This is a genomic window from uncultured Pluralibacter sp. (assembly GCF_913775985.1).
Taxonomy (GTDB): domain Bacteria; phylum Pseudomonadota; class Gammaproteobacteria; order Enterobacterales; family Enterobacteriaceae; genus Pluralibacter.
Map to the genome: position 1 here is coordinate 15331 of NZ_CAJYMB010000079.1, position 24707 is coordinate 40037.

Here is a 24707-nt window from a genome sequence, read left to right on the forward strand (position 1 = left end):
TTATGATTTTCTTTTGCTAACTGCTTTGAAGTTCATACTGTCCTTCATCAATTTTTACTTCCAGCTCGAGTTTTGTGATGTATCCGTCGCGGGACATCACGTGGGTGACCTTATTGATGACCCAGGGCATGTTATCAATGACCGCTTTGAAGCCCACAACCTGCACCGGGGTTTCCGGAGTCAGGTCCGCCCGTCCTTTAGCGAGCGTGAAGGTAAAACTGGCTGTATTACGCTGGAGTGCGCTCCACAGCGCATCTGCGGCGATCTTTGCCTCAGCCTGGGTGGCGAAAATTGTTGCCATCGCATAGGTATTTCCTTTGCTACCGGCCGTATAAGCGGGTTTCTCTTTCGTCGCAGCAGTCAGCCCTACCTTAGGCGTTTGCTTCTTTGGCGTACGCGTATCCAGCCAGCGCGCGGTGACCCCGCTGTAATTCAGGCGGTCGGCGGTACTGAACTTGTGCATATCGCCATCGCTGCGGTAAAGCGTGACCGGCTCGAAAAGCGTGCCGCGCGCGTTGCGGTTTCGTCCGGGCTGGATAAGCATCAGCGTGTTCCACTTCACGGCTATTTCGGCGCCATTGCGTATTGCCAGCCGGCGCAGAAAACTGGCGTCGGACTCCTGCGACTGATCGAGATGGGCAATTTTGATCGGCGCCAGGGCTTCGGCAACCGCTGACTCCATCTTGTTACGTGTGGCAATGGCTTCAACAACGGCACCCAGAGTGGTGTCATGCCATGACTCGTCCCGCTCTGTGTTAAACGTCCCGGCGAAGTCGGCGCTGCGCCCCGTAACAGTGACGCGGTCCGGCGTGCCTTCGTGAACAACCTGATCGATAATGAAATCACCCACGCCGATTAAAGTCCCTTCCTTGTAGCCCAAGGCCACCCTGAGCCGCTTGTGGCGCTCCGGCAGTTGGATCTCGCCGTCGCTATCGTCCAGTACCAGAGTAAAGGTATCGGCTTCGAAACCGCGGTTATCGACGATATTCAGGCTTATCAGCCTCGGATAGACATTATCGGTGATCTCGGCCATGAAACTGCCATCTTCGTGGAAGAGGCTAAGCATGAAGGCAGGCGTGGAGACTCTCGCCAGGGAGTTAGTCAACGTATCGAGCATTAGCTTACTCCCAACGCATTGCTCAGGCTGCCCCATGCCTGCTCACCCAGATCCCGCAAATCGCTAAGCATGGCTTCTGCTGATTCATCTACGCGGGTTAACTGCAGCGTGAAGGTGATTTTGCGCGGCGAACCGTCGCTGTGAAATAGCGTACTCTCCTCGCGCAGTGAGGTTATGACGAACATACCGTAAATAATGCCGGAACCATTGATTAGCGGCCACGCTTTACCCAGCGCCGCCATCTGACGCACCAGGGAAAGTGTTGGTAAGCCACCGGTAAGCTCCGGGTAGAGTTCACCAGTGATGGTCATTGTTTCAGTATCGGGGCCAGTATATTGAAATGCTGCCCGTTTCCCTACCCGATCGTTTGATTTCCAGCTGAATCCGGCAGTGCGTGTCGTGCTCTGAAAAGGCAGCGTCTTTTGCATAAAGACAAAATATCCCAGCGCCAGCATCATCGTGCTAACCCTCCCATTCGTCCGAATTGCGAAAGTGATTTATTGCGTTTGTTATCTTCGTGCTGTTCAAGTATCGCCATCAGTTGCCGCTGGCTGTCGCTGCCCGGCGCGGTGTCTCCCTGAAGCGTAATATTGAACGCCGTCTGACTCTGATCGGTAAAACTATTGCTTGCTGCAGGCGTGACGGCCTGGTAATGGTTAAAGTTAGATGCCTGAGCGCCGCTCTTGAGAAGCTTAGGATCGCTTGCGATACCCAGAGCACCTACTGCGGCATCAGGTGGGGGCGCGGAGGCGTCTGCGCTGCCGAGACCGAGCTTCTCTTTAACTTTGTCGTAAGCACTGACAATCGCTTCCCAGGTTTTATTCAGGATGCCTATCTTAGCCAGTACGAAGGCGATAACTCCGGCTACCATAAGGCCAACGATCGCTATCGGGGAACCTATAGCTGCTATCACTACGCCGATAGCGCCAAATACCGTCGCAAAAACGCTGCCGACCGTAGTGGCGACGGTAATGAGGATCCCGATGCCGCTGATTACCGGCGCAACAACACTCGCAACAAAACCGATTGCTCCCGCAACGCCAATGACGACTGCGGCGATAACGCCAAACGTTCGCGCCAGCCCCTGATTATTTTGCACCCACTGCTGCAGCTGCCCGAGATACAGCGTGGCTGTCTGCACCAGCGATCGCAAAGAAGACTCCTGCTGGCTAAAAATATCTACGCTGAGGGACTGCCACACTTCCTGAAGCCCCTGTAGATCGGTTCCCAGATTGCTGCCCTGAGTACCACCGGGCGCAGATCCGGGGGCAGATTTTGACGGCAGGGTGGCTGGAGTGTTCAGCGTCTGATACGAAGTGCCGATAGCGTGCAAATCTGACGCTGAACCATGAGGTTGCTGAATTTCCTGTGAGGCAGCTGTCATTTCTGCACCCTGGCCGACCGGCGCGGGGGGACCGTTCATCACCTGATAACACGATTGAACCACCTGCAGACCGCTGCTTGCCGCGCGGACCGGTGAATTTGCTAGTCCGGTGAGGAGACCGACTGGACTTTTCGGATCCAGAGAGGGTAAAGCTTGCGCGCCGTTCAGCGTCTGGAAAGAAGACTGAATAATTTGTAGGCCGGCGGCTGCGCGGCTATCTGGCGCGGTTTGCGGCCCGGGGGATCCGCTGCCGCTATTTTCCTCTATCTGGATATTGAATACGTCGGCTGCGCCCTGCGTCTGGTAAGAAGACTGAATAGTCTGTAAATCCGCACCTGCGCCCGTGCCGGAGATCGCGGCATTTGCGCGTACAGATGCTGTTGGATCGCTGTTTACGGTCCCGACCGGATTGTTCTGCTGCTGATATGACATTTGCAGGCGTGAGGTTTCCGGCGCTCGCAGACTGTCACTGTCACCTGGCGCCAAATGACCAGTAATATCAGAAGCCAGAGGAGAATCATTTTTTTTTAGCGACTGTTCGTAGCCGTTCATCAGCAGCTTTTTACCGAGGTTAAAACCGCCGGTGGCAAACTTCAGGCTGCTGCTGCCCAGCGCGGAGATCTGCTCAATCCTGGCTTTTTGCTTCGCCTGCAGACTGCTTTTTTTCTCCTGCAGCGCGATCTTGCTCTTTTGCGCATCGGCAGGGCTGATGCCGGTTTCTTTGAGCATGTCCCGGCGTGCTTTCAACGTTTCTTTTGCTACGTCGCGCTTTTGCTGAAGCCGGTTGACGCGTTTGTACTCGCGATTGAGCTGGCCTGCCTGCGCGCGGGTGGGCGGCCCACTTTGCTGCAGCATTCCGGCGTTAAGTTTGGCAGTTTTAAGTTCCTGATTAATCGCGGCGAGTGATTTTTTTGCCCGGGTAAAGCTGTCAATCATCCCAATCTGGGCGCTGAGTCCGGGCTGACTATCTTTAGCGACCTTCAGGCCACCAAACAGTGAAACGCTCTCCGTCTTTTCCGTATTTTTCGGGCTGAGCGGCCGCTTCGCCCGCTTGACCGCCGAGAGCAATTTTTTGAGGTTTGCGCTGTTACTCATAGGTATTTCCGCTTCGCTGGAGCGCTTTCTCGCGCCATGAGATAAGTTCAGTCAGGCTCATCAGGCTGAGCTCTGACGGCGGCCAGTGGAAAATTACCGCGACATCCGCCATCAGATCGTCAACCGATAAGTTTTTTGGGAAACTTACCGTGCCGCATTCGGCGACAAAAAACCGACCACCTTGCCTGCGAGAGCGACCATATCTACCAGATCCAGCGCGGCGATTTCCTGCTCGGTCAGGGAAGGGGAGGTCATGCGCGGCAGCACCTTAATCAGTGCATCCACTTCGGCATTTGCCACGGCTGCCAGGCTCAGGCCGCGCAGGGTACCGGCATTAGGCTTCATCAGCGTCAGGGTATCGATCAGCTGCTCGCCGCGCTTAACGGGGGTTTCCAGAGTGACGACGTTATCGACTTCGTTGCTCATAAGATCCTCAAAAAGGTATTTACTGAAAGAGAGCCGGCCAGCCGGGCTGGCCGGAAGAGGTTACAGACCGATATTGCGGCGGTGCTGTTCGAGCCGATCGGTACCGTTGATCTTCTCGATCATGTTGACAGTATCGATCTCCACCAGCTCTTTGCCGTCGATAGTCAGCTTGAAGTAGGTACAGACCACGGAGATTTTCGCTTCGGTGTCTTCACCCGGCTTATTCTCGCCGGTGTCGATCTCTTTCTGACGCCCGCGCATCAGCACTTCTACAGCGCTGGTATCGCCGGTGTCGTCACGTTGATAGGAGCCGGCAAAGCGGATCGGTACGCCATCAATGCTGGTGGCTGCATACAGCTCCCAGATAACCGAATCCGGGAAGCCGCCGAGGGACCACTCCATCGACAGCGCATCATCGTCAAGACCCATATCAATGGGCGCGCTGCCGTTCATCCCCGCCCCGCGGTAGTTTTCAATTTTGCGGGTGAGCTTGGGCAGCGTGATAGATTTAGCGACTCCCTGGTAGCTATAACCATTGAGGAACACGTTCATTAATTTCAACTTACGCGGCATTGCCATATATCAGGTTCCTTATTTGCTGTTGACCGAAGAGGCCAGGTTCGCCAGGTATTTATCGGTGATGCGCTGGCGCAGGGTCAGGTTTTCCAGAGGCGGCACCGGGGTATAGTCGTAATCGATGTACAATTTGCCTGCTTTGAGGGTCTGGGCATCGTTCGCGTCCTCGTCGAACCAGCAGCTGGCATCGATGATGTAGCCGTTAGTTTTCAGCTCGCGGAACTTAGCGTTAATGCCGTCGATAATGTCGCGGATCAGCGTTGCGGTAACCGGCTTATCCACCGCCCACATATGGCCTTCTGCCATAGTGTCGGCAATGATTTGCGCCGTGCGGGTGTAGTTTTCAAACAGGAACAGCGGATCGTCAGCACAGGTGCGGTTGCCCCAGAAGCGGAAGCCGTCCTTGCGGACCAGGGTGGTAACGCCGGCTTCGTTTAGAAGATCAGCATCGGTGCCGGATGACTGTAAATCCCAGAATACCGAGGTGCTGATGCCGGTAACGCCGTTTACGCCGACGTTAGACAGGGTTTTGTGCCAGCCGGTGGTTTGGTCGATGCTCGCGCGCAGGCCGAGGGCGCGGGCGGTTGCATAAGCCGTTGCACTCGTGCTGTTGACCGTATCCCAGGCAAGAAAATCTGGCCAAATCAGCATCAGTTCACGCTGGCTGAAGTTTTCACGATAGGCGATAGCCTCAGACACTGTTTTACACTGCCAGGCGCTGATATAGCCGAAAGCGCGCAGCTGTTGGCAAACAGAGGCCAGTGCGGTCGCCACTTCTTTACTGTCGAGTCCGGGAACGCCGAGAATGCGCGGCTTCACGCCGGTGACTGCTTCGGCGGTCAGCAGTGCCTTCATTCCGGTATAGTTACCGTTAGCGTCGGTGGTGCCGATGATGTTGGAGATGGTCTGCGCCTGTGCGGCCTTCTCGTCATCGCCTTTACCTTCTTCGACGCGAATGACGACGATAACGGGTTTTGCCTGGTCGGCAATAGCCTGCAGCGAGGAGGCGAGGGTGCCTTTGCTGCCCGCCTTACCAATAGCGCTCTGCACGTTAGTTACCAGTACAGGAACGTTCAGCGGAAACATTACCGCATCAGCGTCTTCGCTGGTGCAGACCATGCCGATAACGGCGGTTGATACTGTTGAAATGACGCGGGTGCCGTCGTTAACTTCGACAACCTGTACGCCGTGGTGGTAGTCACTCATCCAATTTACTCCGTGGTGTTGGGGTGAGTGCTATTTTCCTTAATTCAGCGAGCGGCGCTATTTGTTGGGGTTGGGTTGGGGGTGGCACAACGGGATAAAACTTTCTATGAAATAAAAAACGCCTTTAAAGGCGTTTTTGTTTAAAATTATATAGAATTCATCTTCCGCTAATCGCCAGATAATGATACTTCTTTAATATTTTATAATTTATGCGGCTCTAACTATATAGTTGAATGCGATATTCCTTGAGCGGACAGATAAATAATTGGTGATGCCATCAACTGTTTGAGTCTCAGCTTTGCCGGAAAATGTGCCGAAGGCGGTAAAGCTCGCTCCTGCGTAATCCTTTTTGTCATAATTTTTAAAATAGTTTTGTGGTGGCGCAGAGTTTCCATTGTTATTAAATGATCCATCACCATGATAGTCAGTAAGAGATGTAGCATCCTGCCAGCTTAATAATTGTCGATCAATATCCACCCCTCGCCCATTATCCCACCCGCGAATAAACTCTCCCCGCAGATCGGGTAATTTTCCAGTAGGGTATGCAAGCGCCAGTTTGGGATATTTCGCCTTATCAAACGTAGCACCATTGCATATTAACCAGCCGGCAGGCGGCGTGGCGGTTGGCCACGGAACTGGAACGCCGACAGGGAGGGCTGAGCCTTCACCAAGATTAAGATTTTGGCGCAATGTATCGACCGATATGTCGGCAGTGCCGTCAAATGACGCGCCGCCGATGTTGCGAGTAGTAGTAAGCCTTGTCGCTGTAGCGGCATTACCATCGAATTTGAGCGCCTTTACGGTACCGGGGAAGATAGTATTGTTACTTTCATCTAGAATTGTGACAGTTGAAATAACAGTATTTTTGGCGTCCCTTTTACGAGCATAAATGCTAGTTATTGCATCATCAGTAGTGCCTAACTCTACATAGCCTCTATCTTTTCCATTATTACCGACAGCAACATAACCACCATCTGTCGAGCTATCTCCGTGAATTAGCTTAAAAAAAGTATTGTCGACATCACTACCCTTGATTGTAATGGTTCCATCGATACTAGTTGTACCGTCAAAATTGTTTCCCCATAGGCTACGTGTGGTCTGCAGTTTAGTCGCCGTAGCCGCATTGCCGCTGGTGGCCTGATTACCTGCGGCGTTAACGCCCGGGAGAGTAATATCGGCCGAACCATCAAACGCTACGCCGCCGATTTTCCGCGCAGCCTGTAGCTTGCTGGCCGTGGTGGCATTGCCGCTCAGGGAACCTTCGGCGCCGCCGGAAAAGGTTTGCTTTGCTGACCAGGTATTTGCACCGTTGGCCAGCGGAACAGCATCGCCGCTGGTGCCGGTGTTTTTGAGTGCCGCAGAGCCGAGCCCTAATGCACTGCGTCCTTTCGCCTTGTCGGCCACGTCGGAGAGGTTATTTTTGGCCTGCAGATACTGCGCGTGCGGATTATCAGCCGCAATATGCTTTTTCATCAGGTCATCAGCATAGGCTTTTACCTCAATGACCTTCTCATCAACATATTGCCGGGTAGCCAGTACGACCGCTGGATCGATTTTCAGCGTGACCGCTGCGGTGCTGGAAACAATCAGCACCATGCGGATTGTCTGGGTACGCCCGCTGCCTTCCTGCAGCAGTGGCTTATAGGTTTCGGGACAGTTGGCGACAGCAATTAATGCACCGCTGTCGTCAAATAGCCCCAGTTCGCGGATCCAGAATCCGCCTTCATTTTCCGGAATGACCTGCTCGGCGATGATCTGGCTGGCGTTATCAGGATCGATAGAAAGCCTGTTCAGCGGCGCAATACGCTTCTGATTAAGCAGTTTTGTCTGGGCCGGATCGGGGGCCGGCAGCGTACCGTTAGCATCCCCAACGGCCATTTGCGTCAGGTTGAGCTTGGTCCCCAGCGCGGCGGCGTTAGCCAGCCTTGCCGCACCCTGATTGGTCAAAATGGCATAAAATTTTGCTGTCATGCATTTACTCTCAGGTTGTCAATTAAATGGATGGCCGAAGCCGGATAGTATTCCCCGCCGACGGTAATAGCTTCGGGGGTATAGGGGTAAATCGTGAGGCTATCGCCGTCATAGCTGCCAGAGCCGACAAACAGAGAACCGGATGCGGTCAGGCTGATAGCCAGCCCGCTCAGATGGCGGCTGGCCGGTTTAGCGTCATCGATGACACGTTCCAGCTCCTGATACATTTCTTCGGTGATGCCTTGCTCAAGAACGCCGACAACAAGACGAAAAGTGCCGGGCGTTTCGTCCAGCTGCCACCACTCTTTAATCTCAATCAAAAAGCCCAGCGGCTCGACCACGCGGCGCAGCGCGCCGATGGTGCCTTTATGCTGATGCACGAAAAAAGAGGATTGAATAACGCTGCGTTTAGTGGCCTCCGGCCATTTTTCATCCCAGCGGTCGACCGAGAGCGCCCAGGCAAGCCAGGGGAGCAGTTCAGCCGGACAGGTTTGCGGGTTCCAGAGCGTGCTGAGATTGACGGGAACACCGGCGATATCTGCCGCCGCATCTGCCGCGGCGAGTTCAAGCAGTGAGGATCCGACCGGCAGAAGGCGATGGTTATTCATCCTCGCCTCCTGAGGTAATGCGGTATTGGGTGCACCAGGAAGCCTGGTGCTTATCCAGCACAATATCCTGCACCGGTGCAGCCAGCTCGACCCGCTGTACCCCCTCAACGTGTAAGGCCGCATAGATTGCCGACTTGCGGATATCGCGGCCAAGGCGATGCTGGGTAGTGATATATGCCTTTAGCTGTGCTTCTGCCGTCTTGCGAATGGGTTCGGCTTCCGGGCCAGGATAAAAGTAGAGTGTGGCATCAATGGTGTAGGGCACAATTTCCGCGCTTTGTACCGTCACTCTGTCGCCCACCGGGCGAACGTTCTCTGCATTGAGCGCCTGGGCCACAATATCCAGCAGCGCTTTGCTGGCGGTACCGTTACCTTCTCGTGACAATACGCTTATCGTGACGTAAGCGGGCTGTGGGCTTATGACGGAGATATCGGCGACGCTGCCGTCAGCGCTGCGCCCGTGATATTCATAGGACCCCACCGGGCCTGCGACACTCACACCCTCAAATGCCTGCTGGGCGCGCAGGCGCAGATCGGTATCGGACTCCATTATTGCTGGGGTCGGCGGCACAGTGGTGTCATCTCCCGGAACAATGGTGAGCCGCCGGGTATTGTTATTTGCCGCCAGCACGTCCAGGTCGCTTCCCCGGGCATAAGCCAGCATCACCGCACGGGCGGCTTCGTTTACGCGCTGGCGAAGCAGCACCTCGCGGTAGGCGTTCTCCTCGAGAAACTTTGTCAGGGGTTCTGACTCCAGCGCCAGCGTACGGCTAACGGCATCCTGCTGGTCAGCAGGCAGCAGCGCAACCAGGCGGGCTTTGCGCTCTGAAAGAATGTCTTCGTAATCCAGTGTCTCAACCACATCGGGGGAGGGCAGCTGGCTCAGGTCAATAATGGGCATGATTTAACTCACTGGCAGGGTTAATGAAAGTGGCTCGCCACTGCTGCGCAGCTGGCCCGTCAGGTTAACCAGCATCCGGCCATCGGCGAGGCGTTCGGTCGTCACGGCGCTGAGCTGCACGCGCGGTTCCCACTGGAGAACTGCCATATAGCAGGCCACCATGATTTGCAGTTCCAGAGCTGGGGTAAGCGGCTGATCCACCAGTGCCGAGAGTAGCGAACCATACTGGCGGCGCATAATCCTCGACCCGACCGGTGTACGCAGCACATCGCTCAGACTTTGACGGATATGATCGCCGTCGGTTAGCGTCCGGCCGGTGCTGCGGTTCATGCCTGAATAACGAATTGTCATAACGGTGCTCCCGTGGTTCCGCCGCTGTCGCCCGGATGTTTATGGGTGTGCAGCACTTTGCCGTTAGAGGACAGCGCGCCGCCGCCGTGGGTGATATTGCCGTTCATCGTGCCTCCCTGCTGGACTTCCAGCGTGGCGGTGGTCAGCTTATGGGTGCAGACCACCTCCGGGGTATCCAGCGTGATGCGGCTGCTGGCTTTAACCGTCACCTGCGGCACTGTCACCGTGACGGATTCAGAGGCGGTTATCTGCGCAGTTTTAATGCCGGATACCGTCAGGGTGCTGGTTTTCGGCTCGTATTCAAAAACCGCTCCGTCGGGAAAGATCACATGATGAGCGTCTGCCGAGACCGAGGGGGCCGGTGCATCATCGGAGAAGATGCCTGGCAGAATAAATGCGGTATCCAGCTCGCCGCCGATGGCGAGAAGCAGCACCTGTTCGCCAACGGAAGGTGCCCACCAGCTGCGGGCTTTTCCGGCGCGCTGAGTCAGCCACGGAAGCCAGTCGGTGAGCAAGTCGCCGCTGGAGACCCGGCAGCGGCCGCGCGCCAAATCGATTTCAGCGACGGCGCCGATGCGGATTACGTTGCCCATCAGCCGGGTAATATCGAAAAAGTTGTCGTTTGTGTTCATAAGAAAAGGATGCCGTTGAGAGGTTATTGTCGCAATCAGATGCCATTGGGCGGTTTGCCACACAACATCTGGTTGGGTTATTCGTTCCAGCTGCTCACCAGCTCGCCATGCACGTATAGCTCTTTGGGGCGTGTGACCGGCACGGCGGGCTGCGGTTCAGGGAGATCGTCTGCGCGCAGCGCACCATTGCTTTCGGTAACCTGCGTGCGCTCGGTAAGTAGCAGGGTGAGAGTAATGTTTTGCCCGCCGCCGTCGGCGCTTTCTGCCTCCCAGGACAGGCCGCTCTTTTGTCCTTCGGCGCCAGTCATGATGTCCGGCTGGTTATCGCGCAGCCAGGCGATAACGGGCACCAGCAGCGAATTAATATCGCCAGTAAATCCCAGGACCCGAACTACCAGCGGATACTGCTTTTCATAGGAAAGCGAGGCTGCCAGCGTGGCGATCGCCACGCCGCGGCTTACAGTGAGAGTCAGCTTGTCCGGCCCGGCGGCAAGTTCGGGCAGCATTTTTAGCAGCGTCTCGCGCAGGCTATTGGGTTTTAGCATGGTTGTACTCCTGGCATTGTTTAAGGGTTTCGACCTGAATTGCGCAGCGCGCAAGCGCCCGCTCCAGCTGGCGAATATCGGCGCTTAAATCGCCGTTAGTTCGCGGATGACTTTCCGGCATCGGGCACAGCTGTACCGGCGGGCAGCGGTTGTAAACAGCCGCTGGCAGAGGCGCAGGCGGAGCGCTGGTGCATCCGGCGCACAGCATCAGGAAGAGCGCTGGCGTACCAGCGGCGGGCGGCTTCATTTTCATTGAGGAGTCTCGCAATAGTTTGTTCCCGGCGCGCGGAGGCTTCCTCCGCGGCAGTCAGCTGCTGTCGCCACCTGGCCTGCAGGTGATTATTTTGCTCAAGCTGGTGGCTAAGGGCGTCCCGCTCCGCGCTGAGGTGATTAAGGTTTTGCTGTTGTGCGGAGGCAGTCTGCCCGGCTGCGGTGAGGGCGCGTCGAAGAGTGCTGTTTTCATGGCGCATGAAAAGAAGCGCCAGGGAGGCCGCCAGCAACAGCGATAGCAAAATTTTCATTGTGTCGCCCCCCGCAGGCACCAGGCACGTTCACGCTGGCGGCGGTTTTCGAGGCCGGGGCTTTTAACACCGTTGATATACACCCAGCGCGGAAGCTGTTCACAGGCCTGCTGCCACTGGCGCGCATTGATAAAGAAGGCCAGAGTTGAGCGGCAGGCAGCGCCAGTCCCGACGTTGAAGGCAAAGCTCACCAGCGCGTCATAAACTGGCTGGGGTATTTCTCCGGAGGTACAGCGGTTCAGCCGCCGTTCGACCAGCAGCACATCCGCCACCAGATTGCTGGCCGCCTCGCGTTCGGTGATGGCCCGGTGCGGCGCTACGCCCGCCGTGTGGCCAATGCCCGAGGTCCAGACTCCCGCGCTGCACTGGTAGGGGCGAAGCCGGCAGCCTTCAAGGTTTGCAAGCAGCGCCAGCCCGTCGGGGGAGGTATGCAGGCGATGATAGTCCGGAAGCAGCGCTGCGAGGGCCAGCACGGCGGCGGTTGCGCAGCGGGTTAGCGTTTTGCTCATGAGCGCTCCTTTTTATCGCAGCGGTCGGCCAGATAGCGCCAGGTTTTGCGGCGATACCAGAAGTTGACCAGCGCGGTGAAGATGGCACAGGCGCTGCCCGTCATCAGCGCCAGCTTCTCCGCCGTCTGGACACCGAAAAACGCCAGCAGCACCGACAGCCAGTAGGTAATAAAGGTACTGATTTTGTCGATGCTCACTCCCATAGGTTGACGCTCTCGGTGACGGGGGCGCTTTTTACTTCCGGGAGATCGATAATTGTGCCGTGAACAAGCAAAGGTCCGGCGTCAGCCAGGCCAGGGTTGGCGGCCAACACCGTTTCGAACACCCCGGCGCTTCGTCCGTAATAACGAACGCAAATAACATCCAGGGTGTCCCCCTGCTGTGCGATTACCTGCATCTGTTTTGCCTCGCTGATAGTGAGAGAAAAGGTCTGCAGATAGTGTCTTTCAGATAGGGCGAGCGGGCTATTTAAGGGGGGAGGGTCATCCCTGGCACAACAGCGCCAGGGGGAGTTCAGTGAGATACGGTGGCTGGCTTTTAGTATGAACTCCTGTCTATTCCGCTTTGTAAAACAGCGTGTCGTCAGGTTCGCTATTTTCGCTGTTGGCCAGATCGGCTATCAGACTTAAAGCGAGCTTGAGATCCGTAGGCTTGCAGTTGGCTAGCAGAGAAACCTCTGCGATAAATTGCACGCATGCCCATCTGTACTGCGACCGGTTGATCTGTTCCCCAACCATGAATCTCTCCTATACGGTAACTGTATATTTATACAGTATCACATGTGATTTTGGGATGCGAAGAAAAAAGCAAAATATATGTGCTCCATATCTCACTGATATAAATAGCCATTTTCTTTACGTTTTTTAACTGCCTCTCAGTGTATTACGTGAACCTGCCACCCGCAGCCAGCGGGTTAGCGTTTGCCGCTGGCGCCGATTTAGCGGTTGTGAAAGGTCCTCTGGCAGGAAATCGATGCCCGGCGGCGTACAGTTATTGACAGAACTCCAAGGCGATTGATGCCGCGAGTCGCCGGCCTCGCACCGGCGGGGCACAATTTTCCAGACGCGCGGCCGGGTGATAACCGCGAATCGCTCTCCGATCAGCCGATCGTAAACGCCGCGGATGGTGACAATCTCTTCGCCGTAACGGTTGAAGTTATCCATCGATAGATAAAAGGCGCGGACCTGCAGATCGTCACGTTTCACAAAAGGGCCGCCCTGTTCATTAACATAGCGGGCCCAGTCGCCGACATCGGCAGCCGCGTGAACGGCGGCAAAGGAGATGCTCAGGCTCCTGGCCGCCGGACCGCTGCGAAGGCGGCGCAGTTCGCGATAAACGGTAACCGGCGCGCCGCCGATAAACTGAAACTGGCGAATGCGCCAGCGCGCTGCCCAGGCAGTTACGGCTGCCGCCGTCTCCCGCAGCGGCCTGCCGCTCTCGTGCTCACGCTCGCCATCCAGCGCATAGCCATCAATATTCTTGGCAATGTACTTGGCAATGTATCCTGTAGCGCTGCCTTTACTGCTGTCCATCGCAACTGACGCGAAGCGAGCCTGCTTTGCCCTGTCGGAGCAAAGCTCACCGCTGTCATCTGCCAGGGCGTAGTCGCGCATAATGCAGCGGAATGCGTCCAGTTGCTCAGGGCGTAAAAAGATAAGCAGGTGCCAGTGCGGGGTTGCGTCGTGGTGGGGTTCGGCGACCCGAATGCCAAAAATGCGGATATTGTCACGGTGCAGCCTGGCGCGTATACGTGCCCAGGTCTGGTTGAACCAGGACTGCGTTTCGCGCGGTGATGCGCCGTTCCAGGCTGGATTAGGGTGCCCGCTGCTGAGCGTGGCGTGATATTTTGCCGGGGCGGTCAAAGTACAAAACTCCCCGGCATAGCCCAGCTGCTGGCAAAGAGTTTCAAATCCGCGAATGCGGGTCATCAGCTCGCAGCGGCGGATAGCGGGATTGGCGATTGATGCGTCATATTTGTCAATCAGGCTGATGCGGTGCCCCTCTTCATCCTCAAGCTCCCTGCTTTTCAGAAAATCGCGGGTGCGCCGCTTCTTCTCGCGCCACTCGCGCAGGCAATTGCTGCTGGCAAAAGGGTGATGCTTTTTACTTACGTAGCCAAAGGCAATCAGTAAATGCTCGCGCCATTCGAGAGCTACGCGTCTTAGTTTCGTTTTCCACCACACTTCGCTGAACATGCGAATAACCGCCGGGCCCAGCAGTGCCGCTTGTTTACTGGCGTGCAGCCAGCAGGGAGGGGTAACGTTAAACTGCTGGCAGATGGCCGCGGCGTGCAGATACCAGCGGTAAAGGCTGTCCCGCTCACTTTCTTTTTCGATATCAATATTAGCCAGCTCGGCGCGGATAAAGTGAGCGATATCCTCGGCCAGACGGTCAACATCAGCCCGATTCATATCGGGCAGACGATTATAGCGGGTGGTGACGTTCACCAGCCGTGAAGCCAGAAACTGCAGGAAATCCGTATCAAAATGGCCGCGGAAGATGTTCATTGATAGCGCGCGTGAAACTGACTCCAGTCGCCACTGCACCATAACCTGTTCGATGCGCGGTAGCAGATACTGACCTACTTGGCGCAGCCAGCCATTTGCTGCAGGCGTGCCGCTACGTTGCTCAAGGGCATCGCTGCGGCGATAAATCTCCCGCTGCAGGCAGTCGGGGAGGGTGGCTATCTTCCGCCGAACGCGCAACAGTGCCTCGATTTGCCGATTGCGCTCCCGCTGCTGCTGATAAGTCATTCCTGGGCAAGCGATGGCCTGACGAGGGGCATTCCAGGGCCAGGTAAAAGCGAGCTGGCTCACCGATCTTTCCTGTAGTGGCGCTGCTGCTGCTCGCGGCGCTGCTGGCAGGTAATGCAAAGCGCGACACCCGGAATGGCGGCCCGGCGAGCCTCGGGAATAGGTGCCTCGCACGCCTCACACAGCAGGCGGGATGCGCAGGTTGAACTCAGCCGCGCTCGGCGAATATGGCGTTCGCGTTCTGCCAGCTCGTATTCCTGAGCGTGATCCACTGAATCGACCATCAGATTACCTCCGAACATGTATTTTCCAGGCGCGCCTCTTCCTGTTGCAGGAGCTCGGCGGCTTCGGTGCCGGTTAGCTGGCAGCGGTTGATATAGACGGCTAACGCTCGCAGCCGTGCGCTGAAGGTACGCGCCAGCAGGGCGCGTTCTGCAAGCCGCGTTTCAGCCAGCATGTATGCGAGTTGTTCATCGCCGCAGGGACGAAAGATCATTCTTTATTCTCCTGAATTCAGGCAAAACGATGCCCGGCGGATTGACGCCAGTGGAATCGACATTGTGTTTAGCGGGGGAGCGCCAGACGCTTCGGAAACAGGCTGACCATGGCCCGAAACTGGTTCATCGCCAGGATCAGTGAGGCTTTTTCTTCTGCTGAAAATGCCTCAGGAGAGAGCGCGTGCCGGCTGACGGGGATCCCGGCGAGAAATAGCAGGGCGGACAGTGTCCGGCTATTCTGATCGTACAGCGGATCGCGCCTGTCGCGTACGGCAGCAAAAAATTTTTTCAGATCCCTGCCGTCGTCGTGCCACAGCTCGGCCCGCAGCTGTGTTATTCGGTCCAGACCGCGAGTACGCTGGCCCAGATTAAGTGTCCGAACAGGGGATATTGTTTGAGCAGGCATAAACACCTCCTGAATGATTGCTATGCGTTTCATTTTTTACTGACTTTCTCTCGCAAAACTTGCATTTGAGAGCTCAAGACGGCGCGTTTTGCCATTGATTTTGTTCGTGGCATCACGCAATATCAGGCTATTAGCCTCGAAATATTCATATCTGCGCATTAGCAGAATATGCAATGCAATGTAGATCGCAATTGCGATTGTTGAAACGCTTTTTTGTTGTGTGGTGACTATGTCTGAAGAGAATTTAAGTGCGCAAGAGATTGTGGAGCGAATAAGCTCTGCATATGGCGTTTCCAGCCAGCGGGCGCTGGCCGAAGCACTGGAGGTTCCCGCCAATAACATCAGCTCATGGCTACAGCGCGACAGCATCCCTTATAAGGCGGTAGTGAAGTGTGCTCTTGATACCGGAGCCGATCTCTACTGGTTGATTAACGGTAAGTTTGCAAATGCAAACCATGAAACTAAAACTGCGCTGCACGGTAAATCGCTGTATGACGAGATACTGGCTACTGGTGGCCGCCCTGTGCTGCGGCGCATTCTTGATGCGTATGGTTTCAAAATGCAGAAAGAGCTTGGCGATTTGCTGGATATCTCTTCGGGCACTATCAGCACCTGGATCAGGCGCGAGTTTTTTCCGGGGGATGTCGTTGTTGCCTGTGCGCTGGATACCGGCGTTTCGTTGCGTTGGCTGGCGACCGGGCAGGGAGAGATGTCCGCAGGTCAGCCGCATAATGACGCTGAAGGGCACGCGTGCCGTATCGCCCGCTATCGTCTGGAATCCGGCGCGCTGAAAGAGGCTGGCAGCTGGACGCTGGACCGCTCCCTGCTGCCCGATTCAACGGAAGGGCTGGTTTTTATTCAAGGGTTAAATACGGGATGGCTGGTGGATACCTCAGCTAAAAATCTCGGGAACGGGCGCTGGTTTGTCAGTATTGATGATTCACTGGACGTGTTTGATGTGGTGCGACTACCCGGCGGGAAAGTTCATCTTACTCATGCTGCTGCCAATTTTGAATGCAGCATCAGCGATGTCGCTCCTTATGGATTAGTTACGCTGACGCTGGAGAAACACCTGTAGCGATAATCTTGCGGGCACTGTCGAAAGCTGCGCCCGTTCGGAGGCTACTTCACCACCGGCATCTTCTGCAAACTCAGCGCTTGCATAAACGCATCATCAAGCTGCAAATGCTGCTTCACCAGCTCAGGCGGCGTGCTTGCCAGCCACTGGTTCAGGGATATATCGGCGTAGTAATCGCTTTTAAACAGTTCAAGAAAGCGTAGCCTGGTTTTGCCGGTATTTTCGATATAGTGCCCCATCGCAAACGGGACATAGCCCACGTCGCCGGCGCGGTAGTCAAAGGTTCTTGCCTGGCCGGATGAGGCAAACACGCCCATTCTGCCTTCTCCTTCCAGATAGTACTGCCACTCGTCGTTGTTTGGATGCCAGTGCAGTTCGCGCAGGCCGCCGGGATCAATTTCCACCAGCGCCGCGGCGATGGTTTTTGAAATCGGGAATACGGATGAGTCGGTGATGCGCACCGTCCCGCCGGGGGCTTTGATCGGATCCTGAGCCATCATGCGGTGGGTAAAGCGGATTTTTGATTTGGCTGAGCCTTTGATGGCGTCTGCATCGAGGCTGCCCGGCACGGTGCCGGCAAAAATATACTCGTTTTCCGGAGAGGGGAGTTTACTGAACGTCGAAACCGGCACCTTGAAGTTTTTCGCTAAAATGTCAGGCGGAATGTGCTTGAACCAGTCCGAGAGCAGGAAAGTGCTATCCTCATCGAATCCGCCATCGTCGAAAGCCAGCAGGAATTCGCAGCCGTCCGGACCCAGGCCCTGGATAGAATGGGGAATGCCGGGTGGGAAGTACCACAGATCGCCTGCGCCAATATCGTCCACGAACCAGCCGCCTTCAGTATCGAACGCCGTGACCCGCGCGTTGCCGTAAGTCATGTAGGCCCACTCGCCCTCTTTATGCCAGTGCAGCTCGCGGATGCCGCCGGCATTGAGGCGCATATCGACACCGGCGATGGTGGTGGATATTCCCAGTTCCCGCTTTGTTACCTGCCGGGTCCAGCCGCCGCTGCCTTTGCGTACATGGGCATCGCTGAACGAGAAACGAAGGTTAGGCAGGGTGCCGCTGTCCGTGGCGGGCGGATCGACGATGTCGGGATTCTCAGCTTCGCGTATCGGATCGTGCGGACCGGGATCCCTGACGCCCGCAGGCCAGGATTTCACTTCGTTATCATGGGCGTGTACCTGCCCGGCGGCGAGGGCGACTGTGCCGCCCGCAGTGAGTGCTATAAAATCTCTGCGTGAAACGTGTTTCATCGTCGATCTCCTGAATTCATTTAAAGTCAGTAACATCCGGACACGCGCGGTTTTACCCGTCATATTTCAAGCCGCCTTCAAGCAACTCAAATTATTTAGGGTATATAGATCGAGACTGGGAATATCGCGTTACGGATATGTAAAAATCAGGGCCGCTTGCTTTGAGGTGAAAAGATAAGTCAGGTAACTCAATTAGCGAGCTAATTAACATGCGTTTAGAAAAGGTGTAGTTCTGGAATGGAAAAAATGATGCTATTAGCACAAATAGTTCATTTATTTGCGGCGAAAAACCGCGTTCTTTGGTGAGAAATATGTAACGGAGGTAACAAAGGATTACGTTTAACATAAAAAGAATGCGTGATTTACCCTTGCTCAGGCACGCGCGGTCGCACCGATCGCTAACATCAGCACTCTAAATCATTTACAATGCTCGCCTTCCGGAGGTGAGATGCTGCAGGGCTTTTTTAATCATTATCGTAACAGGCAGTACGCGGCATGGTTCGCGCTGTTTGCTATGGCGCTGATTATTGTTGCACCGCTTATCTCTGTATCACTGCAAAAAGATCCCATGAGCAGTATGCCCGGCATGGACCACGCGATGTCGATGAGTCACGGCCACGGCGATAGCGGCATGACGCACCCTGCGTCAATACCCGCTCACGATATGGAGGCCTGCGGCTACTGCGTGCTGTTTGCGCACGTTCCGGGTCTGCTGGTAGCGCTGGTGCTGGTGCTCAGCCTGCTCATCCGGCGACAGCGGCTGCGTATTCCTCCGCCGCTGGTTCTGTGCTGGTACTTTTCCCCTCGTCTGCGCCCCGAAACTCGGGCGCCGCCACGTCTGTCAGCTTTTACCTGTTAATCAAAATTATCTGGCGCGACTGCGCCTCGATCCCTTTTGGCTTTTTGAAGGAAAAGTATGACAACCTGCACCCCGCGCGCGGCATGGATAAACCTGCTGCGGCGCCTCCATTTTTCTGTTGGTCTGTTTGTCGGGCCATTCATCTTTATCGCTGCACTGACCGGCACGCTCTATGTAGCAACGCCGCAGCTGGAAAATATCATTTTTCACGAGGCGCTCACCGCTGACGGCCGGGGAGAGGCAAGGCCGCTTGCCGACCAGATTGCGGCGGCACAAAGTGCCACCGGCGATGATTCACCACTTTACGCCGTGCGTCCCGCGCCTGAAATGGGGGAGACGACCCGGGTGATGTTTCGCTCCGCTGAACTGGGAGCATCAGAGAGTCGGGCGCTGTTTATCGATCCGGTGACGCTGGCAGTGAAAGGCGATATGACCGTTTACGGCACCAGCGGCGTTCTGCCGCTGCGGATGTGGATCGATAAAGTGCACCGTGCTCTGCTGCTGGGTGATTACGGCCGGGTTTACAGCGAGCTGGCCGCGTCCTGGATGTGGATTGCCGCCTGCGGCGGGATTGCGCTGTGGTTTTTTACCCGCCCCCGGCGGCGCATAAATAATCCGGTGCAGGACAATCGCCGGCTTCACGTGACCGCAGGATGGCTGCTGCTGGTGGGCATGCTGCTATTCTCTGCCACCGGCCTGACCTGGTCGCAGTGGGCCGGAGGCAACGTTGACAGGCTGCGGGCAAGCCTGAACTGGATGACCCCGCAAGTCAACACGCGGCTGGATGGACAGAACACGCAAAACGATCCTCATGCCGATCACCACCAGGGGCACGGCGGCATGGTTATGCCATCGTCCAGTCCGGCGCTGTATGACGCGGTTTTGCAGCTGGCGCGGCGCGGCGGTATTGACGCCAGCAAAGTGGAAATCCGCCCGCCCAAAGCCCGGGGCTATGCGTGGACGGTTACCGAGGTCGATCGCAGCTGGCCAACGCGGGTAGATGCGGTGGCCGTTGATGCGGACACGATGCAGATTGTGGACCGCACCCGCTTTGCGGATTTCCCGCTAATGGCGAAGCTGACCCGCTGGGGCGTCGATTTTCATATGGGCGTGCTGTTTGGGCTGGCAAACCAGCTGCTGCTTATCGCCTTCGGCCTGGCGCTGTGCGGGATGATTCTTGTTGGCTACCGGCTCTGGTGGATTCGACGTCCTTCCGCGCCGGCCGCCGGCCAGCTGAGAGTGCTGACAAAGAGCTGGCTGGAACTGCCTGCCGGCGGACGCGTATGCACGCTGGTGATTGCTGTCGCGTTGGGGATAGCCCTGCCGGTAATGGGGGCCAGCCTGCTGCTGTTTGTGGTTATTGATGTGCTGCGCTGGCGTAAGGGGAGCCGCGGCGCACAGAGTGAAGTGGTTCGGCCTTAACTGTTAGTGGACAGCAGGCGGGCAAGAGCATTGTCAGTCTGCTGTATTTTTATCTTTACGATTTAAGGGTTAATAAGGGGCAAAAAATAGCGTGTGTAAAGTAAAATTTACGGATTTTGGATTGATATCTTTACTTATTGTGATATTGTAGGTCCCATCATCACCCAGAAAAACCTATCGCAAACGAGCCAGACAGGATTGCCATCATGCAAAAAGACGCGCTGAACAATGTACATATCGCCGACGAACATATCCTTATCACCCCGGAAGCGCTGAAAGCAGAGTTCCCGCTTACTGTCGCGCAGGAAGCGCAGATCGCCGAGTCGCGTAAAACCATCTCCGATATCGTCGCCGGACGCGACCCGCGTCTGCTGGTGGTGTGCGGTCCGTGCTCCATTCACGATACTGAAGCCGCGATTGAATACGCTCGTCGATTTAAAGCCCTTGCCGCCGAGGTCAGCGATAGCCTCTATCTGGTGATGCGCGTCTATTTTGAAAAACCCCGTACTACCGTTGGCTGGAAGGGGCTGATTAACGATCCGCACATGGATGGCTCGTTTGATGTTGAAAGCGGTTTGAAAATTGCGCGCGGGCTGCTGGTTGAGCTGGTCAGCATGGGCCTGCCGCTGGCGACCGAAGCGCTCGATCCGAACAGCCCGCAGTACCTTGGCGATCTGTTTAGCTGGTCGGCCATTGGCGCGCGCACCACCGAATCTCAGACCCACCGTGAGATGGCTTCCGGGCTCTCCATGCCGGTCGGTTTCAAAAATGGCACCGACGGCAGCCTGGCTACGGCGATTAACGCTATGCGCGCGGCATCTATGCCGCACCGCTTCGTAGGTATTAACCAGGCCGGCCAGGTCTGTTTACTGCAAACCCGCGGTAATCCGGGCGGACACGTTATCCTGCGCGGGGGCAAAGCGCCTAACTACAGCCCGGCGGATGTAGAACAGTGTGAAAAAGAGATGGCGCAGGCGGGACTCAAACCGTCCCTGATGGTAGATTGCAGCCACGGTAATTCCAATAAAGACTACCGCCGTCAGCCTGCCGTGGCCGAGTCCGCGATTGCCCAGATTAAAGATGGCAATCGTTCGATCACCGGCCTGATGATTGAAAGTAATATTCACGAAGGCAATCAATCCTCCGAGCAGCCGCGCAGCGCGATGAAGTATGGCGTGTCGGTGACCGATGCCTGCATCAGCTGGGAGACCACCGAGACGCTGCTGCGTGAAATTAACAACGATCTGCGCGGCCATCTGACGGCGCGTCTGGATTAAGAGGACGTTATGGTTGCTGAATTGACCGCCCTGCGCGATCAAATTGATGAAGTGGACAAGGCGCTGCTGGCTCTGCTGGCGCGCCGCCTGGAACTAGTCGCCGAAGTGGGCGAAGTTAAAAGCCAGTATGGCCTGCCGATTTACGTTCCTGAACGCGAGGCGTCAATGCTCTCTTCGCGCCGTCAGGAAGCGGAAAAGCTCGGCGTGCCGCCCGATCTGATTGAAGACGTGCTGCGCCGGGTGATGCGGGAGTCCTACTCCAGCGAAAATGACAAGGGCTTTAAAACGCTCTACCCGCAGCTGCGGCCAGTAGTTATCGTCGGCGGCGGCGGCCAGATGGGGCGTTTGTTTAATAAGATGCTCACCCTGTCGGGCTATCAGGTTCGTACACTTGAACAGGATGACTGGGATAACGCCGAGACGCTGGTGGCCGATGCCGGCATGGTGATCGTCAGCGTGCCAATCCACATTACCGAAGAGACCATTACCAGACTGCCCGCGCTGCCAGATGATTGTATTTTAGTGGATCTGGCGTCGGTGAAAGCTGGCCCGCTGCAGGCGATGCTGGCGGCCCACGGCGGCCCGGTGGTTGGCCTGCATCCGATGTTCGGGCCGGACAGCGGCAGCCTTGCCAAGCAGGTGGTGGTTTACTGCGATGGCCGACAGCCGGAAGCCTATCAGTGGTTTCTGGAGCAGATTCAGGTCTGGGGCGCACGCCTGCACCGCATCAGCGCCGTTGAGCACGACCAGAACATGGCCTTTATTCAGGCTCTGCGCCACTTTGCTACCTTCGCTTATGGGTTGCATCTGGCGGAGGAGAACGTTCAGCTCGAACAGCTGCTGGCGCTGTCATCGCCGATTTATCGCCTTGAGCTGGCAATGGTTGGGCGGCTATTTGCGCAGGATCCGCAGCTCTACGCCGATATTATTATGTCCTCACAAAATAATCTGGCGCTTATTAAGCGTTACTACAAACGCTTCGGTGAAGCCATCTCACTGCTGGAGCAGGGAGACAAGCAGGCCTTTATCGACAGTTTTCGCAGAGTCGAGCACTGGTTTGGCGACTATGCTCAGCGCTTCCAGAGCGAAAGCCGCACGCTGCTGCGTCAGGCTAATGACAGCCGGCAGTGACTTATAACCTGAACAATTCAGGTTACGTTCGATGCGGTTCGACGTTTTACGGGTCTATACTCAAAAGCCAGCGGGCATTCCCGCTGGCTTTTTTTATAAGGAGATAATCGTGGCGCAACTGCAGCAGCTGTTTGACTATACCGGCCATCTTCCCGAATGTCCGACCTGGAGCGAAGACGAGCAGGCCCTCTACTGGGCAGATATTCTCGAACGTGAAATTCACCGCTACCACATTGCCAGCGGCGAGCATCAGGTAGTGCGTTTTCCTGAAGAAGTCGGCTGCTTTGCGCTGCGCGAACAGGGTGGTTTTATTGTGGCAATGCGCAGCGCTATCTGGCTCAGCGAGCCGGACGGCACGCTCGTTCAGAAAGTTTGCGACAATCCCAGCAATCCGCGCCTGGCGCGCTTTAACGACGGTGGTACCGATCGCGATGGGCGCTTCTATGCCGGCACCTTCTGGAGTCCCGATGATTACAACGGCGCGCTGCTGGTGCGCGTCGATAATCAGCTGAGGACAAGCGTCATCCAGTGCGATATTCGCGGAGCCAACGGGTTAGCCTTTAGCGCGGACAGGAAGTGGATGTACACCTCGGATACGCCGAACGCGGTGATTTACCGCACGCCGCTCGACGCGCAGGGCGAACCGGGTCACCGTGAGGTTTTTCGCTGCTTTAATGCCGGCGAGGGGATACCCGACGGCGCGGCGATGGATGAAGAGGGCTGCTACTGGAGTGCGATGTACAACGGCTGGCGCATTGCCCGCTTCTCGCCTGAAGGAGAGCAGCTGGCAGAGTTTCGCCTGCCGGTGCGCTGTCCGACAATGGTCTGCTTTGGCGGACAGGATATGAAGACGCTGTTTATCACCACCACGCGGGAAAACATGCGCCCGGAAGAGATCGCTGCCTATCCGCTGTCCGGCGCCATCTTCACCCTGCCGGTTGACGTTGCAGGTATGAAGAAGCCGCCGTTTCGCAGTCGTTAAGCGGGATCGACCGGTACCACGTTTTCGCCCGGGTAGCAGCCGAGCACTTTCATGGAGCGGGTGATTTCGCCCAGCTCTTTGAGCGCGGCCCGCATCGCGCTGGATTCCAGGTTAGCCTGAATATCCAGATAGAACATCTCTTCCCACGGATTCCCGTGAATCGGACGCGACTCCAGCTTAGTCATTATCAGGTTGTGGTTGCGCAGTACCAGCAGCGCCTCAACCAGCGCGCCCGCCTGCTGGCCGGTAGCCATTAACAGCGTAGTTTTTGCCGGCACCTGATCGGAGACATTAACGGCTTTGCGCGCCAGCACGATAAAGCGGGTAATATTCTGTGCCTGGTTGGCCCGGGCGTGCTCCAGCACCTGCAGACCGTACAGCGCGCCGCCGGCTTCGCTGCCGAGCGCGGCCGCTTTTGGCGACATCGACTGGGCCACTTTCTCCATGGCCGCCGAGGTACTCTCGGTATATTCAATTTTCCAGTGCGGATAGCGGCTGAGGAACTGGGTACACTGCTGGAAAGGCTGCGGATGGCTGTAAACAGTTTCGATAGTGTCCAGATCCGTGGATCCGGAGACCAGAATGCAATGGTCAATCGGCACTGTCATTTCGCCTACAATGGACAGGCTAGTGTGCTGCAGCAGATCGTAGACGTCATTGATAGCGCCCGAACTGGTATTTTCAATTGGAACGACGGCATAGTCGGCCTGTCCGGTTTCCACCTGTTCGAAAATATCGGCAAATTTTGCGCAGCCGCTCTCAATAAATTGCTCAAAGTGGCGGGCCGCGTACTGGCGAGCCGCGAGATGGGAATAGGAGCCTTTTGGGCCAAGGAAAGCAATTCGCGCCGAATGCGGATTGGTTTTATTGAGATGCTGCTGGAGCAGCGCCTGCTGGGTCAGCACCGAGTCTTCAATGATCAGCTGAAACAGGCGGGTGATGTAATGCGCATCCAGCTGGTGGGTTTTGCCGATATTGCGCAGGCGATCGAGCAGATCGCGCTCCCGGTCAATGTCGCGCACCGGGCGGTGCGAGAGCAGCTTTGCTTTGCCTACTTCAACAGCAAGCGCGCGGCGTTCGGCGAGCAGGGTCAAAAGTTGTTCATCCAGCGTGCTGATTTTGTCCCGCAGCGCCAGTAAAGGGTTTTCCGCATTCATAGTATCGCCTTTCTTATTATTCATAAAAAAGGCCTCCCGATTTGGGA

30 protein-coding genes, 1 pseudogene and 1 other annotated feature (1 of these 32 running past the window's edge) are annotated in these 24707 nt (G+C 56.2%); of the genes and pseudogenes, 6 read left to right on the forward strand and 25 right to left on the reverse strand.

Going from position 1 to position 24707, the window contains the following annotated elements; all coding sequences use genetic code 11:
• Window positions 1-16: 16 nt before the first annotated feature.
• The 23 genes and pseudogenes from QZ766_RS08430 to QZ766_RS08540 all read right to left on the reverse strand — a co-directional run bounded on the left by QZ766_RS08430 (window position 17) and on the right by QZ766_RS08540 (window position 15498).
• Entirely contained in the window at window positions 17-1117 is a 1101-nt protein-coding gene (locus tag QZ766_RS08430) for a contractile injection system protein, VgrG/Pvc8 family (protein ID WP_297200139.1), read from the reverse strand.
• A complete protein-coding gene (locus QZ766_RS08435; protein ID WP_297200142.1) occupies window positions 1117-1575 on the reverse strand; it encodes a phage tail protein in 459 nt (152 codons plus the stop codon). Before QZ766_RS08435 ends, QZ766_RS08430 begins: the two co-directional genes overlap by 1 nt.
• Window positions 1572-3596 carry a hypothetical protein gene (locus tag QZ766_RS08440; protein ID WP_297200144.1) on the reverse strand — a complete coding sequence of 675 codons (2025 nt, stop codon included), beginning with the start codon at window positions 3594-3596 and terminating at the stop codon, window positions 1572-1574. The genes QZ766_RS08435 and QZ766_RS08440 overlap by 4 nt, the downstream gene beginning before the upstream one ends.
• Entirely contained in the window at window positions 3589-3708 is a 120-nt protein-coding gene (locus QZ766_RS08445; RefSeq protein ID WP_297200146.1) for a GpE family phage tail protein, read from the reverse strand. Before QZ766_RS08445 ends, QZ766_RS08440 begins: the two co-directional genes overlap by 8 nt.
• Window positions 3709-3740: 32 nt before the next feature.
• Complete coding sequence (locus QZ766_RS08450; RefSeq protein ID WP_297200149.1) at window positions 3741-4022, reverse strand: phage tail assembly protein; 282 nt, start codon at window positions 4020-4022, stop codon at window positions 3741-3743.
• A 60-nt stretch (window positions 4023-4082) separates the two neighbouring features.
• Window positions 4083-4601 (reverse strand): phage major tail tube protein, encoded by a 519-nt coding sequence (locus tag QZ766_RS08455; RefSeq protein ID WP_297200152.1) that lies wholly within the window; start codon window positions 4599-4601, stop codon window positions 4083-4085.
• Window positions 4602-4613: 12 nt separating this feature from the next.
• On the reverse strand, window positions 4614-5804 hold the full coding sequence (locus QZ766_RS08460; RefSeq protein WP_297200155.1) for a phage tail sheath protein: 1191 nt from the start codon (window positions 5802-5804) through the stop codon (window positions 4614-4616).
• Window positions 5805-6011: 207 nt separating this feature from the next.
• Window positions 6012-7775, reverse strand: coding sequence for a phage tail protein (locus QZ766_RS08465; protein ID WP_297200158.1), 1764 nt, complete (start codon window positions 7773-7775; stop codon window positions 6012-6014).
• Window positions 7772-8383, reverse strand: coding sequence for a phage tail protein I (locus tag QZ766_RS08470; protein WP_297200161.1), 612 nt, complete (start codon window positions 8381-8383; stop codon window positions 7772-7774). The genes QZ766_RS08465 and QZ766_RS08470 overlap by 4 nt, the downstream gene beginning before the upstream one ends.
• Window positions 8376-9284 (reverse strand): baseplate assembly protein, encoded by a 909-nt coding sequence (locus tag QZ766_RS08475; protein ID WP_297200164.1) that lies wholly within the window; start codon window positions 9282-9284, stop codon window positions 8376-8378. The genes QZ766_RS08470 and QZ766_RS08475 overlap by 8 nt, the downstream gene beginning before the upstream one ends.
• Window positions 9285-9287: 3 nt before the next feature.
• Window positions 9288-9635 carry a GPW/gp25 family protein gene (locus tag QZ766_RS08480; RefSeq protein ID WP_297200167.1) on the reverse strand — a complete coding sequence of 116 codons (348 nt, stop codon included), beginning with the start codon at window positions 9633-9635 and terminating at the stop codon, window positions 9288-9290.
• On the reverse strand, window positions 9632-10267 hold the full coding sequence (locus tag QZ766_RS08485) for a phage baseplate assembly protein V (RefSeq protein ID WP_297200170.1): 636 nt from the start codon (window positions 10265-10267) through the stop codon (window positions 9632-9634). The genes QZ766_RS08480 and QZ766_RS08485 overlap by 4 nt, the downstream gene beginning before the upstream one ends.
• Window positions 10268-10344: 77 nt before the next feature.
• Window positions 10345-10812: a phage tail protein gene (locus tag QZ766_RS08490; RefSeq protein WP_297200173.1), complete on the reverse strand. Its 468-nt coding sequence runs from the start codon at window positions 10810-10812 to the stop codon at window positions 10345-10347.
• Window positions 10796-11065, reverse strand: a complete 270-nt coding sequence (gene lysC, locus QZ766_RS08495) for an Rz1-like lysis system protein LysC (RefSeq protein WP_297200176.1) — start codon at window positions 11063-11065, stop codon at window positions 10796-10798. The genes QZ766_RS08490 and lysC overlap by 17 nt, the downstream gene beginning before the upstream one ends.
• Window positions 10986-11333: pseudogene (locus tag QZ766_RS08500) on the reverse strand (LysB family phage lysis regulatory protein); the annotation flags it as partial. The gene lysC and the pseudogene QZ766_RS08500, both read right to left, overlap by 80 nt.
• Window positions 11330-11842, reverse strand: coding sequence for a lysozyme (locus tag QZ766_RS08505; RefSeq protein ID WP_297200180.1), 513 nt, complete (start codon window positions 11840-11842; stop codon window positions 11330-11332). The gene QZ766_RS08505 and the pseudogene QZ766_RS08500, both read right to left, overlap by 4 nt.
• Window positions 11839-12045: an HP1 family phage holin gene (locus QZ766_RS08510; RefSeq protein WP_297200183.1), complete on the reverse strand. Its 207-nt coding sequence runs from the start codon at window positions 12043-12045 to the stop codon at window positions 11839-11841. Before QZ766_RS08510 ends, QZ766_RS08505 begins: the two co-directional genes overlap by 4 nt.
• A complete protein-coding gene (locus tag QZ766_RS08515) occupies window positions 12036-12239 on the reverse strand; it encodes a tail protein X (protein WP_297200185.1) in 204 nt (67 codons plus the stop codon). Before QZ766_RS08515 ends, QZ766_RS08510 begins: the two co-directional genes overlap by 10 nt.
• A 157-nt stretch (window positions 12240-12396) precedes the next feature.
• Window positions 12397-12579, reverse strand: coding sequence for a hypothetical protein (locus QZ766_RS08520; protein WP_297200188.1), 183 nt, complete (start codon window positions 12577-12579; stop codon window positions 12397-12399).
• A 126-nt stretch (window positions 12580-12705) separates the two neighbouring features.
• Complete coding sequence (locus tag QZ766_RS08525; protein ID WP_297200191.1) at window positions 12706-14658, reverse strand: replication endonuclease; 1953 nt, start codon at window positions 14656-14658, stop codon at window positions 12706-12708.
• On the reverse strand, window positions 14655-14879 hold the full coding sequence (locus QZ766_RS08530) for a TraR/DksA C4-type zinc finger protein (RefSeq protein ID WP_297200240.1): 225 nt from the start codon (window positions 14877-14879) through the stop codon (window positions 14655-14657). The genes QZ766_RS08525 and QZ766_RS08530 overlap by 4 nt, the downstream gene beginning before the upstream one ends.
• Complete coding sequence (locus tag QZ766_RS08535) at window positions 14879-15091, reverse strand: DUF2732 family protein (protein WP_297200194.1); 213 nt, start codon at window positions 15089-15091, stop codon at window positions 14879-14881. The genes QZ766_RS08530 and QZ766_RS08535 overlap by 1 nt, the downstream gene beginning before the upstream one ends.
• A 68-nt stretch (window positions 15092-15159) precedes the next feature.
• A complete protein-coding gene (locus tag QZ766_RS08540; protein WP_297200197.1) occupies window positions 15160-15498 on the reverse strand; it encodes a DUF5347 family protein in 339 nt (112 codons plus the stop codon).
• A gap of 229 nt (window positions 15499-15727) precedes the next feature.
• On the opposite strand from QZ766_RS08540, the gene QZ766_RS08545 reads away from it, so the two are divergent.
• Window positions 15728-16576, forward strand: coding sequence for a helix-turn-helix domain-containing protein (locus tag QZ766_RS08545; protein ID WP_297200200.1), 849 nt, complete (start codon window positions 15728-15730; stop codon window positions 16574-16576).
• A gap of 44 nt (window positions 16577-16620) precedes the next feature.
• On the opposite strand, the gene QZ766_RS08550 is transcribed toward QZ766_RS08545, so the two are convergent.
• Window positions 16621-17832 (reverse strand): oxalate decarboxylase family bicupin, encoded by a 1212-nt coding sequence (locus QZ766_RS08550; protein ID WP_297200203.1) that lies wholly within the window; start codon window positions 17830-17832, stop codon window positions 16621-16623.
• A 448-nt stretch (window positions 17833-18280) separates the two neighbouring features.
• Here QZ766_RS08550 and QZ766_RS08555 point away from each other — a divergent pair, with 448 nt between their 5' ends.
• The 5 genes from QZ766_RS08555 (at window position 18281) to QZ766_RS08575 (ending at window position 23503) form a co-directional block, all read left to right on the forward strand.
• Window positions 18281-18691, forward strand: coding sequence for a DUF2946 domain-containing protein (locus QZ766_RS08555; protein ID WP_297200206.1), 411 nt, complete (start codon window positions 18281-18283; stop codon window positions 18689-18691).
• Window positions 18692-18748: 57 nt separating this feature from the next.
• Window positions 18749-20113, forward strand: a complete 1365-nt coding sequence (locus tag QZ766_RS08560) for a PepSY-associated TM helix domain-containing protein (RefSeq protein ID WP_297200208.1) — start codon at window positions 18749-18751, stop codon at window positions 20111-20113.
• Between the two features lie 206 nt (window positions 20114-20319).
• On the forward strand, window positions 20320-21390 hold the full coding sequence (gene aroF, locus QZ766_RS08565; protein WP_297200211.1) for a 3-deoxy-7-phosphoheptulonate synthase AroF: 1071 nt from the start codon (window positions 20320-20322) through the stop codon (window positions 21388-21390).
• 9 nt (window positions 21391-21399) lie between these two features.
• The gene (tyrA, locus tag QZ766_RS08570; protein WP_297200214.1) at window positions 21400-22521 is read left to right on the forward strand and encodes a bifunctional chorismate mutase/prephenate dehydrogenase; all 1122 of its coding nucleotides are present in this window, start codon (window positions 21400-21402) and stop codon (window positions 22519-22521) included.
• A 109-nt stretch (window positions 22522-22630) separates the two neighbouring features.
• Entirely contained in the window at window positions 22631-23503 is an 873-nt protein-coding gene (locus QZ766_RS08575) for an SMP-30/gluconolactonase/LRE family protein (RefSeq protein ID WP_297200217.1), read from the forward strand.
• On the opposite strand, the gene pheA is transcribed toward QZ766_RS08575, so the two are convergent.
• Window positions 23500-24660, reverse strand: coding sequence for a bifunctional chorismate mutase/prephenate dehydratase (gene pheA / locus QZ766_RS08580; RefSeq protein ID WP_297200243.1), 1161 nt, complete (start codon window positions 24658-24660; stop codon window positions 23500-23502). The two genes, QZ766_RS08575 and pheA, sit on opposite strands and share 4 nt — an antisense overlap.
• 22 nt (window positions 24661-24682) lie before the next feature.
• Window positions 24683-24707: a sequence feature (Phe leader region), on the reverse strand (it continues 100 nt past the right edge of the window).